The sequence below is a fragment of the Streptomyces sp. NPDC093261 genome, from assembly GCF_044753645.1.
Lineage (GTDB): Bacteria > Actinomycetota > Actinomycetes > Streptomycetales > Streptomycetaceae > Streptomyces.
Genome location: NZ_JBIVNO010000018.1, coordinates 65883 through 79197, shown reverse-complemented (window position 1 = coordinate 79197; position 13315 = coordinate 65883). Strand labels below are relative to the sequence as shown.

Annotated in this window: 10 protein-coding genes; 4 read left to right on the top strand and 6 right to left on the bottom strand. The window is 69.1% G+C overall.

Annotated elements, in window-relative coordinates:
• The first annotated feature begins 72 nt into the window (after positions 1-72).
• Positions 73-1275, top strand: a complete 1203-nt coding sequence (locus tag ACIP94_RS29890; RefSeq protein ID WP_402432399.1) for a glycoside hydrolase family 64 protein — start codon at positions 73-75, stop codon at positions 1273-1275.
• A gap of 312 nt (positions 1276-1587) precedes the next feature.
• Here the strand turns inward: ACIP94_RS29890 and ACIP94_RS29885 are convergent, their stop codons facing one another.
• Entirely contained in the window at positions 1588-2847 is a 1260-nt protein-coding gene (locus tag ACIP94_RS29885; protein WP_402432396.1) for a PucR family transcriptional regulator, read from the bottom strand.
• A 196-nt stretch (positions 2848-3043) separates the two neighbouring features.
• On the opposite strand from ACIP94_RS29885, the gene ACIP94_RS29880 reads away from it, so the two are divergent.
• The 3 genes from ACIP94_RS29880 to ACIP94_RS29870 all read left to right on the top strand — a co-directional run bounded on the left by ACIP94_RS29880 (position 3044) and on the right by ACIP94_RS29870 (position 7903).
• On the top strand, positions 3044-4486 hold the full coding sequence (locus tag ACIP94_RS29880) for a class I adenylate-forming enzyme family protein (protein WP_402432393.1): 1443 nt from the start codon (positions 3044-3046) through the stop codon (positions 4484-4486).
• A gap of 104 nt (positions 4487-4590) precedes the next feature.
• A complete protein-coding gene (locus ACIP94_RS29875) occupies positions 4591-6414 on the top strand; it encodes a DUF3556 domain-containing protein (protein WP_402432390.1) in 1824 nt (607 codons plus the stop codon).
• Positions 6415-6442: 28 nt separating this feature from the next.
• Positions 6443-7903, top strand: coding sequence for a phytoene desaturase family protein (locus tag ACIP94_RS29870; RefSeq protein ID WP_402432386.1), 1461 nt, complete (start codon positions 6443-6445; stop codon positions 7901-7903).
• A 37-nt stretch (positions 7904-7940) separates the two neighbouring features.
• On the opposite strand, the gene ACIP94_RS29865 is transcribed toward ACIP94_RS29870, so the two are convergent.
• The 5 genes from ACIP94_RS29865 to ACIP94_RS29845 all read right to left on the bottom strand — a co-directional run bounded on the left by ACIP94_RS29865 (position 7941) and on the right by ACIP94_RS29845 (position 12882).
• Complete coding sequence (locus ACIP94_RS29865) at positions 7941-8207, bottom strand: hypothetical protein (RefSeq protein ID WP_402432383.1); 267 nt, start codon at positions 8205-8207, stop codon at positions 7941-7943.
• A 48-nt stretch (positions 8208-8255) separates the two neighbouring features.
• Positions 8256-9236 (bottom strand): 3-hydroxyacyl-CoA dehydrogenase family protein, encoded by a 981-nt coding sequence (locus tag ACIP94_RS29860; RefSeq protein ID WP_402432380.1) that lies wholly within the window; start codon positions 9234-9236, stop codon positions 8256-8258.
• Between the two features lie 80 nt (positions 9237-9316).
• The gene (locus tag ACIP94_RS29855) at positions 9317-10054 is read right to left on the bottom strand and encodes an acetoacetate decarboxylase (protein WP_402432377.1); all 738 of its coding nucleotides are present in this window, start codon (positions 10052-10054) and stop codon (positions 9317-9319) included.
• A 258-nt stretch (positions 10055-10312) separates the two neighbouring features.
• A complete protein-coding gene (locus ACIP94_RS29850) occupies positions 10313-11470 on the bottom strand; it encodes a CaiB/BaiF CoA transferase family protein (RefSeq protein WP_402432374.1) in 1158 nt (385 codons plus the stop codon).
• Between the two features lie 509 nt (positions 11471-11979).
• Positions 11980-12882 (bottom strand): LysR family transcriptional regulator, encoded by a 903-nt coding sequence (locus tag ACIP94_RS29845; protein WP_402432637.1) that lies wholly within the window; start codon positions 12880-12882, stop codon positions 11980-11982.
• Positions 12883-13315 lie beyond the last annotated feature (433 nt).

Here is a 13315-nt window from a genome sequence, read left to right as displayed (position 1 = left end):
GCGGAGCGGCCCATGACGCCCCACCCCCACTCGCGTCCGCGAGGCACACGTACCAAGGAAAGGCACCCCCACATGGCACCTCGTCACCAGCGCAGTCTCACCCGCCGCAAACTGTTCGTCGCCCTGGGCGGAGCGGCCGTGGCCGCCCCCGCCGTCGCGGCCCTGGGCCCCTACGCCCTCGCCGGTACGACGAACAACGGCACGAAGGCCGCCACGGCGGGAGCGCTCCCGCTGACGATCGTCAACAACAGCGGCTCGTTCGACAACGCCTCGGTGCACGTCTACATCGTCGGAAACCAGGACGGGAAGCAGGTCCGGGTCGCCCCTGACGGCACCCTGGCCCCGATAGCCCTGTCCGACAACGGCGCGGACGGCTTCACCGACTACGCCCTGTCCCTGCCCGCGAGCGGGCAGGCCACCCTCACGCTGCCCTACATGTCGGGCCGCATCTACGTGTCGCTCGGCGAGAAGCTGAAGTTCAAGGCCGTCGCGGACGGAAACGGCAACGCGGCGCTCCAGTACCCCGCCGGCTGGGTGACCTCCGACCCCAACTACCGAGTGCTGCACGACTGCGCCGAGTTCACCCACAACGCCTCGGGCATGTTCTGCAACACGACCATGGTCGACATGTTCAGTGTGCCGATGAGCATCCGGCTGACCGGAGCCAAGGACCAGACCACGGGCACCCTGCGCGACGGCGGCAGGGCCGCGGTGTTCAGCGCGGTCAAGCAGGTCGCCGAGTTCGCCCCCCTGGTCGTCGACGACCTCCGCGTCATCGCTCCCGGACACGGCCTGGACGCGGGCCTGTTCGCCCATGACTACTTCGCCCCGTACATCGACCAGGTGTGGAGCACCTACACCGGCAAGGACCTCACGGTCACCACCAACGCGGGCACCTTCACCGGCCGGGTGCGCGCCGACAAGTTCACGTTCGACGGTCCGGCCCCGGTCGCCTTCAGCAAGCCGTCGACCCGCGACGTCCTCTTCTGCGACGGCAACCTCGCCGCTCCGAACGACGGCACCACCGGTCCCGTCGCCGCCGTCCTGGGCGCCGGCTTCAACCGCTCCACGCTGCTCGGCAACTCCGCCCAGCCGGTCACCGACGCATCGGCCTTCTACCGGACCGACCCCACCAACCACTACGCGAAGGCCGTACACGCGGCCACCCAGGACGGCAAGGCCTACGGCTTCGCCTTCGACGACGTCGCCGACTTCGCCTCCTACATCCAGGACACCGCACCTACCGGGATCCGGCTGACCCTGACGCCGTTCTAGCGCGTGTCCTTGTGAACCGGATCGTGCCGTTGGTGCCGGCCGATCCGGTTCGCGATCGGCGGCGGGCCGCCCATCGACGGCACCTGGACCGCGCCGCCCGACTCACTGCCGTCCGGGCCCACAGCACACAGCCGGCGCGCGCGGAAGATGGCCGGGCGGTGATCGCGAGCTCTCCGTGGCCTCGAAGCAGCGCCAAAAAAACCAGGTTTGCGGCGGCGGACCCGGTGCTCGTCCGGACCGCCGCCGCACCCGAGGTCACGACTCCCGGCACCTGACGGCGCATCGACTTGGTACCGATGCGGCAGCCCGAAGCTAACCGGACGGGGCGGTCGGCGTGGTCGCGGACTTGGGCAGTCGCCGCCATAGCAGTGCCATGGCCAGCAGCGCCACCTCCACGTCGAGCCGGTCCTCGGCCAGGGGGCGGCCACGGACTTCCTCGACCTTGCGGATCCGGTAGTGGACCGTGTTCTTGTGCAGGTGCAGGCGGGCCGCCGTCTGCGTGTAGCTGCCGTTCGTCTCCAGGAACACACGTACGGTGTCGCGCAGTTGGCCGGTGCCCGAGTCGTCGGCGGCGAGGTCGCCGAGGACGCGTGCGATCCAGCGTTCGAGGTCCTCGCTCTCCGCGGTGAGGAGCGCGGCGACGGCGACATCGTCGAAGGCCAGGACCCGCACGCTGCGGTCACGGGCGGTCTCGACGACCGCCCGGGCCCGGATCGCCTCGCGCAGTGAGCCGCGGAACCCGTCGAGACCCGGCGCCTGTGCGCCCAGCGCGAGTCGGACGCCCGAGGTGATGCCCTCGCGCAGCCGCCCGAGATCGAGGCGGTGCGGGCACGGATGCTGCACCCAGATCCACATAGTGCGCTCGTCCGCGAGCAGGGTCAGCGGGGTTCCGGGGCCGGCGACCTCCTGGAGCAGCCTGGCCGTGGCGTCCAGGGCGCCGGGCGCACTCGGGCCCTCGGCGGGCAGCCAGGCCACGGCGGCCGTGTGCCAGCCGGTCACCGGCATGCCGAGCAGATGGCGGGCCTCCTCCTCGCACAGGTTGTCCGACTCCAGCACGAGCCGGATCTGCGCGGCACGGGCGGCTCCGATGCGACTGTTCCAGAGCCGCCGTTCCGTTTCGTAGATGTCGACCAGGCCCTCGATGACCTGGTCGATATAGCGGCTGGTGCGCAGGGACAGCTCCGCGACGGCGGCGAGCGCCACGTGCGTCGGCATCCCGCCGATCTTGTCCATCCGAGCGAGGGCCCACTGCATGAACCGGTGCTCCCCGAGCCGGTACGCCCGCAGCAGGGCCTCCAGGGACAGGGAGTGCTGCGCGAACCGGCGGGCGTACTCCGCGGCGGCCGTCGGCACCGAGATCCGCTCGACCGGGATGGAGTGCATGAGCACGCCGACGAGGGCGACGAGGTTGGACGACGTGCTCGCCACCATGAGCCTGCGGACTGCCTCGTCGTGCCGGAACTCGGGGATCACCTCGGCGAACCACGTGGTCATCTCGTCGGTGAGGGCGGGCAGATCCGCGTCGATGGCACGCGCCACCTCGGCTACGACGGCATCGACGGCAGGGAGCATGGCGGGCACCGTAGCAAGGCGGGGCCCGGCCTGGTCAGGGGCAGGAGGTCACCTGTCCGTAACGCCTTTGTGACGCCAGCACAATGACTGCACGAAGCTTGGGTTCCGTGTCCTATGGCCCAGGTCACAGTCGCTTCCTACGGTCCTTTCTCACGGCGGTGTCGCGGGCCCCGCCGAACACGAAAGGACGATGCCCATGACCCTCGCTCTCCTCCCCGAGGAACGGGCCTGCCATGATCCGCACGGGCCTTGCCTGGCCGACGAGACGGCTGCACTGGACAACCTCGCGTTCGCCGCACGGGTGCGCGCCGCGGCGGCCGTCCTGCGCGCCCATGGCGTATCGCCCGGCGACGTCGTCGCGGTCGTGCTGCCCAACCGCGCCGAACTCGTCGTCACGCTCTTCGCGGCCTGGCGACTCGGCGCGGCCGTCACTCCCGTCAATCCCGCCCTGACCGAGAACGAGGCCCGCTACCAGATCGAGGACGCCGGAGCCGACGTGGTCGTCGGCGAGGCCGGAGCGCCCCTGGTCACACTCGCTGTCACAGGCCTCGCCGACGAACCGGGGGACGCGCCCGCCGTGGCCGTGGACGACACGGCGCTCGCCCTGCTCGTCTACACCAGCGGCACCACCGGCCGTCCCAAGGGCGTGATGCTCGACCACGCCAATGTCCGGGCGATGACGGAGATGGTCGTCGCCGGTCTCGACCTCGGCCCCCGTGACCACAGCCTGCTGGTCCTGCCCCTGTTCCATGTGAACGGGATCGTCGTGAGTGTCCTGTCCGCGTTGCGCGCGGGTGGACGGGTGAGCATCGGGGGCCGGTTCCGGGCGAACAGCTTCTTCGGGACGGTGGAGCGGGTGCGCCCCACCTACTTCTCTGCGGTCCCCGCCATCTACGCGATGCTTGCCGGACTCCCGGCGGAAGTACGACCGGACGTGTCGTCGTTGCGTCTCGCCGTGTGCGGGGCGGCGCCGATGCCCGCACAGCTCATCGCGCGGTTCGAGGAGCGCTACGGGGTGCCCGTAGTAGAAGGCTACGGTCTGTCGGAAGGCACGTGTGCGACGACGATCAACCCGGTCGCCGACCGGCGCAAGCCCGGCACGGTCGGGCTTCCGCTGCCCGGCCAGCGCGTGGCGCTCATGGATCCGCAGGGGCGCGTCCTCACCGCCGGCCCCGGCGAGGTCGTCGTCCAGGGCCCCAACGTGATGCGCGGCTACCTCAACCGGCCGGAGGAGACGGCAGCGACGATCGTCGACGGTTGGCTGCACACCGGTGACGTGGGCCGGTTCGACGAAGACGGCTACCTGGTCCTCGTCGACCGCATCAAGGACATGATCATCCGGGGTGGGGAGAACCTCTACCCGAAGGAGATCGAGAACGTGCTGCACGCCCACCCGGCAGTTCTAGAAGCGGCCGTCGTGGGCGCGCCCGACGCGGTCCTCGGTGAGGTACCGGTCGCCTTCGTCGCCCTGTACCCCGGCGCGCACGCCACCGTCGAAGAACTGCTCGCCCACTGCCGTGAACGGCTCGCGAAGATCAAGATCCCCGTCCGGATCACCATGGGCGACGCCCTGCCCAAGAACCCGGTCGGAAAGATCGACAAGCCGGAACTGCGACGCTCACTGACGCCCATCGGCTGACGTTCTCCCAGCCGGACGCACCCGGCACACCTCCCGCGCCGCGGGCGACACCGCCGCGTGAGGCTCCCCCCTGCCCCAAAAACACACCCGAAGGGACAGCCATCGTGGGCTTCAAAACAGGGGACTTTCCCCCGGTCGATCCCGAGACCTTCCTCGACCAGCCGCTGTTCGAACGGATCAGGGCGCTCGCACTGCACTGGGTGCAGTACGGCTTCGGCAGCCCCAAGATGATCCACACCGTGTACGTGGTCAAGCTGCTGGTCCTGTACGTCGTCGGCGGGACGGCACTGGCCACCGCGACGTCCGGGACCGGCCCCTTCTGGGATGTCGCCGCCTGGTGGAACGAACCGGTCGTCTACCAGAAACTCGTATTGTGGACCGTCTTGCTGGAGGCCATCGGTCTGGCCGGCTCCTGGGGGCCGATCGCGGGCAAGTTCAAGCCGATGACCGGCGGGATCCAGTTCTGGGCGCGACCCGGAACGATCCGGCTGCGCCCGTGGAAGCGAGTGCCGTTCACCGATGGCGACACCCGCACCGTCGTCGACGTGACGCTCTATCTCGCTTTCCTGGCGACCCTGTCGGTGGCCATCGTGCTGCCGGGCGTGCACAGTGACGCACTGTCGGCAGCACTGCCGGGCAACACCTCCGGTCTGGTCGATCCCGTGCTGCTGTACGCACCGATCGTCCTGTATGTGCTGGGCGGCCTGCGGGACAAGACGTTCTTCCTCGCGGCCCGGGGGGAGCAGTACCTGCCCGCGCTGGTCTTCTTCGCCTCCTTGCCGTTCGTGGACATGATCGTCGCGGCGAAGCTGCTCATCGTGTGCGTCTGGGTCGGTGCCGGGGTGTCGAAGCTCGGCAGGCACTTCACCAACGTCGTCCCGCCCATGGTCTCCAACAGCCCCTGTGTCCCGGGCAAGTGGATCAGGCGGGCGCACTACCGCGACTTCCCCCGCGACCTGCGCCCGTCGAGGTTCGCGACGTTCATGGCACACGTCGGTGGCACCACCGTGGAGATCATCACCCCGCTGGTCCTGCTGTTCTCCACCAACCACTGGCTCACCCTCGCCGCCGTGCTGCTGATGGTGGCATTCCACCTGTTCATCACCTCCACGTTCCCGCTGGCGGTGCCGCTGGAGTGGAACATCCTGTTCGGCTACCTCTCGGTGTTCCTGTTCCTCGGCTTCCCGAACGAGGGCGGCTACGGTGTCACCGACATGTCCCCGGCCTGGCTCGCGCTCCCGATCACCGGCGCGCTGCTGACCTTCCCCGTCCTGGGCAACCTGCGGCCGGACCTTGTCTCCTTCCTGCCGTCCATGCGGCAGTACGCCGGCAACTGGGCCTCGGCGCTGTGGACCTTCGCCCCCGGCGCGGAGGCCAAACTCAACACCCTGGCGCCCCGGCCCACCACGAACCAGATCGACCAGCTGCTGATGTTGGGATACGAGCCGGAGGTCGCCGAGATCACCATGCAGCAGACGCTCGCGTGGCGGTCGATGCACAGCCAGGGCCGCGGCCTGTTCAGCGTGCTGGCCAAGAACCTCCCCGACCTGGACTCCCGTACCGTCCGCGAGGCCGAGTTCGGATGCAACTCGCTGATCGGGTTCAACTTCGGAGACGGTCACCTGCACGACGAGGACCTGATCCGAGCCGTGCAAAGGCGCGTGGGCTTCGCGCCGGGTGAGTGGATCATCGTGTGGGTCGAGTCCCAGGCCATCCACTCCAAGGTGCAGCACTACAAGGTCATCGATGCCGCGCTCGGTGTCATCGAACGGGGCCACTGGAAGGTGGCCGACGCGGTGAACGAGCAGCCGTGGCTGCCGAACGGGCCGATCCCGCTGACCGTCACCTTCCGACGGGGACAGCAGGAGCCGAGCCCCGTCGCGGGCCACGACGGTCACGACGGCGCGGCCTTGGGGGCTCCGGCGTGAGCGGCTGCCTCGGCAGAGGGGAGAGGTCATGAGCACCGCGACCGTCGTCGGCAGCGGTCCCAACGGACTGGCCGCCGCCGCCGTGCTCGCCCGCGCGGGCGTCGACGTCACGGTGCTGGAAGGCGCCAGTGAGATCGGAGGCGGCACCCGCACCGTCGAGGCGATCCTGCCGGGCCTCCTGCACGACCACTGTTCGGCGGTCCATCCCATGGCCGTGGGCTCGCCCCTCCTGCGGGACCTCCGGCTCGACCGGTACGGGCTGCGCTGGCGCCTGCCGGAGATCGACTGCGTCCACCCCCTCGACGACGGCACGGCAGGCGTCCTGTACCGCTCAGCCGCCGAGACAGCTGCCCACCTCGGCCCCGACGGGTGGCGTTGGCGTGCCCTGTTCGAGGCGCCGGCGGAACGCTACGAGGCTCTCAGTGAGGACATTCTCGGTCCCCTGCTGCGGCTGCCCCGTCATCCGCTCAGGCTCGCCCGCTTCGGCGCTCCGACCTTGCTGCCCGCGCTCGCCGTGGCCCGGATGTTCCGTACCCGGCAGGCCCGTGCCCTGTGGCTGGGAGTCGCGGCGCACGCCTTCCGCCCCCTCGACCTGCCGCTGTCCTCGGCGATCGGCCTCGGCATCCTCACCGCCGGCCACCGGCATGGATGGGCGGTGGCCGAGGGGGGGTCGCAGGCGATCACCGGTGCGATGGCGGCGCTGATCCGTGATCTCGGAGGCAAGATCGAAACCGGGGTCTGGGTGCGGTCGGCGTCGCAGGTGCCGCCGTCGGACGTGGTCCTGTGGGACGTCGCCCCGACCGTACTGGCAGGCATCCTGGGCGATCGACTGCCGCCGCGCGTTCTGCGCGCCTACCGCCGTTTCCGCTACGGCCCCGCAGCCCACAAGGTCGACTTCGCGGTCGAGGGCGGCGTGCCCTGGCTGGCCGAGGCCGCACGCAGGGCCGGCACGGTGCACCTCGGCGGATCGCCCGCCGAGGTGGCCGCCGCCGAACGCGCGGTACACGTCGGACGCCTGCCGCAGCGGCCGTTCGTCCTGGTGGGCCAACAGTATCTGGCGGACCCCACACGGTCGGTCGGCAACGTCCACCCCCTCTGGACCTACGCCCACGTACCCCACGGCTACGACGGCGACATCACAGAATCCGTCGTCGCCCAGATCGAACGGTTCGCCCCCGGGTTCCGGGAGCGGGTCGTCGGCACCGCGACCGAGCCGCCCTCCGCCTTCGCCGCGGGTAATCCCAACTTCGTGGGCGGCAACATCCTCACCGGCGCCAAGGACGTCCGGCAGCTGCTGCTCGGCCCTCGCTCCACGCTCGGCCCCTACGACACCGGCCTACCCGGCCACTTCATCTGCTCGGCGGCAACTCCGCCGGGCCCCGGCGCACACGGCATGTGCGGTGCCAATGCCGCGGCCCGGGCGCTGAACCACCTCTACGGACGCCACGGAAAGGCCGGCTTCGCCCCCGGGAGGCTCCTGCGGCGCTGAGCCTGCGGCGACGGCGCAGCACTCGTGATTGTGAACTTCACACGGTGCGGTCCTTCCACAGGGCGGCGATGGCGGCGGACTTGGCGACCAGGGAGACACCGGAGGCCGCGCCGAGGCGCAGGGCGCTCGGGACGACCGGGTCGGCGCCCTCGTAGGTGATGTGGCCGCCGGTGCCGCCCGGCGTCAGGCCGATGCCCGCGAGGACCTCGTCGGTCTCGGCGTGGATGTCGAACGTGTCGTCGGTGGCCGGGTCGGCGATCGCCTTGTTGATCTTTTCGGTGAAGGACTTGTCAGGCAGGGACATGATTGCTTTGTTTCTCACGCTGGTCTCGGTGGTGGCGGGGGAGGGCGGTCAGGCGCGGTCGGCGGTGCCGGCGTCCGGGGTCTGGCCCAGAGCGCGCATGAGGGCGATCTGCGCGCGGTCGCGCTCGGCGGCCAGTTCCTCGACGGTGGTGCCCCCGAAGGCTTCGTTGGCCTGCTCGATGAGCGTGGCCACGGTGGCCTCGTCGAAGGTGGGGTTGCCCAGGGCCGGCCACATGGTGGCCTCCATGGCGCGGCCGAGGTGCTCGATGAAGTGCGGCAGCCCGCCCGGGCCGCCGCCGAGGTGGAAGGTGCGGAACGGGCCGCCGACCGCCCAGCGCATACCGATGGAGGCAGTGACGATGTCGTCGAGCTCCTGCTCGGCCACCACGCCCTGGGCCACCAGGTACACGCACTCGCGGAAGATCGCGGACTGCAGACGGTTGGCGACGAAGCCGGGCACCTCCTTGCGCAGGACCTGCGGCTTCTTGCCGAGCGCGGTGTAGAACGCCTTGGCCTGGCGGACCGTCTCCTCGGAGGTCTTCTCGCCGGGCACGATCTCCACCAGCGGTACCAGGTGCGGGGGGTTGAACGGGTGGCCCACGATGAGACGCTCGGGCTGCCGCATCGCCTGCGCGATGGCGGTCGCGGGGATGCCGGAGGTCGAGGTGGCCAGCAGCGCGTGGGCGGGCGCGTTCTGCTCGACGGTCTGCCAGATCCGCTGCTTGAGATCCAGGCGCTCGGGGCCGTTCTCCTGCACGACGTCCACGCGCCCGACGGCGGTGGCCAGGTCGGCCTCGAAGGAGAGCCCGGCGGCGAGGTCCTCGGTGTCCAGCCCGAGTTCGGCCAGGGTCGGGGTGATCTCCTTTAGACCCGCCCGGACGAGGTCCTCGATGTCGTCGCGCGGGTCGTTGATGACGACATCGATGCCGCGGGCGAGGAAGAGACCGGCCCAGGAGACGCCGATGACGCCGCCGCCGATGATCGCGGCACGCTTGTACCGAGCTGACACAGGCTCGGAAAGGGGAGTCATGATTGTGGATCCTTCTCGGTGAGGGTGCGCAGGTGCCTTCCACCGGGGCGAGTGGGGAAGGCCCGAGGTGCTTCGCCGACTCAGACGGCGAGGTAGTCGTAGACCGGCTCGACCGGGTCGAGGCTCAGGTCGGTGACGATGTGGCTGGCGCCCAGAACCTCCAGGACCGGCAGGTCTGCAAGCGGTGCCATCACATGGGCGAACAACTGCAGGCGGGCCGGGGCGGTGTAGGCGCTCTTGACGGTGACGTCGGTGATCCGCGTGCGAACCAGCTCACAGATGCGGGGGGTGCCGTCGTAGTTCGGGACGGTCTTGACCATGAAGGTGGGGGAGCAGACCTCCGCGCGAGCTTCGTCCAGGTCCATGGGGTGGTGCTTGTAGCCCATGGTCGCGGTGGCCACGCGCAACGTGCCGTAGTCGAGCGTGCCGACAAGAGTGTCGGAGTCCACGTAGAGGGCGGGAGAACCGGCCTTCTTCGGGTACGCGCTGTATTCGCGGCCGCTGGAGATGGCCGGGACACTGTCCACGTACATCGCGAGGTTGAACTCGCCCTTCCCGCCCTCGTGTTCCACAGCGATAAGCTGGCCGGCTTCGGTGTAGTCACCCAGCCCGGTGGTGTCGGGCATCCGCATGAGTTCGAAGCGGACCACCGGGTCGGTGGTCGTCAGCGGCTCGGGGACGATGCGGCGCAGCGCTTCGGGATCGGTGCGGTAGTAGATGTTGAGGTACTCGCGATTGTCGAAGCGGTACCGGGTGGGCGCGTAGGCCGGGGAGTCCAGCGGAGTGGTGAAGAGCCGGGCGACGTCCTGCTTGCGCATCGTGACCTCCAGGGAGAGGGCCTGGTTTCAGCACGGTGGTGCGTCGTTGCCGTGCCTCTCCCGCATGAAATGGCTGGTGATGGGGCCGGATTCGGCAGCCCCACGGCCTAGTGGACGCCTCCGCGGACATGTCTGTCTGCGCGCCTTCGGGCGGTCGATCGTGATCAACAGACTGGAGCCGACCCGTTGGGTGCGTACGTCGGTCGTCCTCATGACTGTCTGCTTTCGGCGGTTCAGCGGTTGTACGGGTTGTGCGGTTCAGCGACGGGCCAGTTCGGCGAGCACCTCGGCGGTGTCCTGGCCGGGGACCGGAGCCAGGCGCCTGATCGAGCCCGGAGTGGCCGAGAACTTCACGGGGATCCCGACCGTGCGGACAGGGCCCTCGGTCGGGTGCTCGACCGTGTCGAGCAGGTGGCCGTCGCGGACGTAGGGGTCCTCATGGGCGTGGTCGAGCTCCAGCACCGGTCCCATCGGGATGCTGTGCTTGGCGCAGACCTCCGCCCACTGAGCGGTCGTCAGCTCCGGGGCGCATTCGTCGACCAGGTCGGAGAGGGGGCCGACATCATCGGGGTTGAGGACAGGGCCGCTGACACGCGGGTCCTCGGCCAGGTCGGGACGCCCGGCGGCGGCGAAGAAATCGCGGTAGTTCCGGGCGCTGTACGGCAGTACGGCGGCGAAGCCGTCCTTGGTGCGACGAGCCTTGTGGCCGTGCGACATGGACAGGACGAACCCGGTGGGGCCCGTGGACGGCTCGAAGGCGTGCCCGGCCAGATGCTCGACCATGTTGAACGCGATCATGGTGTCGGTCATCGGGATCTCGATCCGCTGCCCCTGCCCGGTCCGGTCCCGGTGCACCAGGGCCGCGAGCACGCTGTAGGCGATGGTCAGCGCGCAGACCTTGTCACCGATGATCGTCGGCAGGTACACCGGCGCGCCCAGGGCACGGTTGGCGATGTCGACGAGGCCGGATGCGGCCTGCACGCTCTCGTCGTAGGCGGCCATGCCGGCCCGGTCGGAGTCGCCGCGGAAGCCGGCGGCGTGCGCGTAGATGAGGCCTGGATTGCGTTCTGCGACGTCCTCGTAGTCGAGGCCCAGTCGGCCGAGAGCACCGGGACGCATGTTGGTGATCAGCACATCGGCGGTGTCGATCAGTTCCAGAGCCTTGGCCCGCTCGGCGTCGTCCTTCAGGTTGAGGGCCACGCTGCGCTTGTTGCGATTGACGTTGAGGTGGAGGGGCGTCATACCCGGGGTGGTGCGGTACTCGCCCAGCCGCACCGTGTCACCAGGGGACTCGATCTTGATGACGTCGGCGCCCAGGTCGCCGAGGAGCTGGGCCGCGTACGGACCCATCACCACCGTCGAGAGGTCGATCACTCGTAGCCCGGCCAGGGGGCCGGAGGTGTCGGTGTGCGCCATGGCTGTGTCCTTTCGAGCGGTGCGTGCTGACTCTGAGGACGCTATTGGCGAATCACCGCCAAGGGAATTATCGTATTGCTAACATCGGTGTGACCGGAGCGGTCACACCGATTTCTGATGCGACGGGACAAAGGCACACCGAAGAATGAGGTGCGTATCGCCTTGCGGTGGTGAATTCCAATTTCCACACGCCCCCTGCTGGCCTAAAATTCAAGGTGTGCCAGGGTGACGGCTTCAGGGAAATGCCGTCCGATGCACCATGACGGTGTCTTTTTGTCGCGTCGGTACGCAGATCCGTCCCCCGGCACACGTGGGCGTGGCGCATCCCGGATCGCCGGGCCCTCCGGGCCCTTCCCCTCTGCCGGGCGGGCGAGATCGGCCCGAACCGGCAGTGCCGGGGCCTTCTGCCCCGTGGTCACCAGCGGGGCCACAGCGGCGCGCGGCGCAGGGCTCCGGGGAGGCCCTTCGCGATCCCGGTTCTCCGCCAGACATGCCCTCCGCTTGATTCGTCAGGTTCTGAGCGGCTCGGAGAACACCTCACGAGCGGATTCGACGAGTTCGCCGAGGTCGCTTCTGGACGCGCGGTCCCTACGCCAGATCAGAGCGGTTTCCAGGTGTGGAGAAAAATCTGTGACCGGCAGCACTGTCACGTTCTCCACTGCGTAACCATGCACGGGGCTGTCGGGGTCGATCATGGCGAAATAGAAGGCGATTCCCGTGGATATCATTTCGGCGACTCCGCTGTATCCGGCGTCGGTCAGATTGATGCGTTTCTTGATCCCGTTCGCCGCTAGGTCGCTGTCGATCTGGTCGAAGTACGGAGGCCTGAACTCGCGAGGTGTGACGACATAGGAAAGCTCGCTCAAATCGGCCAGTGAGATGGAGTCCCATCCGGCGAACCGATCGGACGGCACCATCGCGCCCAACTTCTCGGACATGACAAGTTGCTGGTCGAGTGCCGGATCGCCGACCGGCAGCCGGGCAAGCCCAAGGGCGAGCTTGCCCCCCCGCACATCAGCGACTACGGCCTGGGCGTGGCAGGGCCAGCGCTGCAGTTCGAACCTCGCGTTGACGCGCCCGGCAAGCGTGTTGATCTTCGCCCGTAGCCTGGGATGCACTCCCGTGGGCATACCCAAGAACACGGTGCTGCGCCCGGGTCGCGTTGCTTCCCGCACGCGCCAGGGGATGGAACTGACCTGCTCGAGCACGTCCTGCGCGATCGGCAGCAGTGCCTCGCCGGCCGGGGTGAGCGCGACATGGTGCGTGTCCCGCTCGAAGAGTCGTTGGTCGAGCTCCCGCTCGAGGTCTTTGATCCGCTGGCTCAGTGGCGAGGTGGCCATATGCAGGCGTCGGGCCGCCGCCGAGAAGTTCAATTCCTCGGCAACTGCAACGAAATAGCGCAAGTGCAACATCTCCACGATGTCAACCTTAGCTCTCGATCTTTCGACCTCTTCCTGGGGGCGGACGGACCCTGAGCTTCATCTCGCCGATCGGCTGGGAAGGGGGCGGCCGGAGCGGACACCAGTTGCCTCGCCGGCCTGGAGCGGCGGCCCGTGGTGCGCCCCCTCCGGCTTCGAGTGGTCGGCCACGGTGGGCCGCCGGCGGGTGCGGCGTCGATCACCCGCGCGTCCCGCCCCGAGGACCGATGTTCGGCAACCGGTTCCGGTTCGCGTGGATCTCGCGGTATGTGTAACGCAGGTGATGCGGCATCAAGTGCCGGAACGTCATCTGGACGCAGCAGGAGAGATCAAAGGGACCCATGGAGCCGACCCGCTCGCGTCCTTTGGCCTTGTTGCCGGCGCCGACGGGCATAACCGAGGCGGTACGGCCAGCGCGTAGCACCAG